Origin of the sequence: Pontibacillus chungwhensis BH030062 (assembly GCF_000770675.1) — a bacterium.
In the GTDB taxonomy this organism is placed as follows: Bacteria; Bacillota; Bacilli; order Bacillales; family BH030062; genus Pontibacillus; species Pontibacillus chungwhensis.
In genome coordinates this window covers 1-838 of record NZ_AVBG01000032.1, presented here as the reverse complement: position 1 = coordinate 838, position 838 = coordinate 1, and the positions used below count along the sequence as shown (strand labels likewise).

Sequence of the window (838 nt, the reverse complement as noted above, 5' to 3'; positions counted from 1 at the left end):
TTCAGGGTGTGTTGCGGCATCATCGAACAGCTCCTGTTGCGGGGGTTGGTAGTAGTCGGCGCCACGGACGTTCTCGTGGTCGCCGGGTAAGGTCGTTTCGGCGGCACGCTGGGGCAGCGGCTGTTGATCCAGGCCTTGCTGGAGCAGGTTGCGCACGCTGCGCCCGGTGAAGGCGCGCAGGTGTACGGCACGTTCGGCAGCGGCTTCCAGGCGTGCATTGCCATAGCGCCGGGCCAGCGAGAGCAGGCCGAGGCAGGCGCGGTAGCCCATCTCCGGGTGCGGCTTGTGGGTCAGTTGGTGATCGATCAGTTGGCGCGTGTAGGGGCCGATCCGCTCGCCCCAGTCGAGCAGGCGTTGCGGCGTCCACTCACGATGCGCCTGGTGCGCTGCGGGCATGTGTTCGCGCTGGGTACTGTAAGCGCCGCGTCGCCCCAGCAGCAGGTGGCTGGCCACCCGCCGGTTGCCATGCAGCACTTCCAGGGTGTGTGCCGTCAGTCGCACGTCCACGTTCTGCCGGGCCAGGGCGGAGGGCACGCTGTAGAAGCTGCCATTGACCTCGATGTGGTAGTCGATGCTGACCTTGCAGCGCTTGAAGGTGGCGACCTCGTAGGGATGCACCGGCAGCGCTCGCAAGGCCGGGCGATCCAGACGCTCGAACCAGTCGCGCCGGCAGCCATCGAGCCGCTTGAACGGGCGCCGATTCAGATCCTCCAGCAGCTCGGCGATGGCCTGGTTAAGCGCATGCAGGCTGAAGAACTGCCGATGGCGCAGCCGCGCCATGATCCAGCGCTCGACCACCTGCACCGCCACCTCGGCCTTGGCCTTGTCCTGAGGCTTG

Annotated in this window: 1 protein-coding gene; it reads right to left on the bottom strand. The window is 67.1% G+C overall.

Annotation, left to right across the window (positions count from 1 at the left end; genetic code table 11):
* Positions 1-838, bottom strand: an 838-nt coding sequence (locus N780_RS19650) for a Mu transposase domain-containing protein (RefSeq protein WP_198135892.1), incomplete at both ends; no start/stop codon positions are given.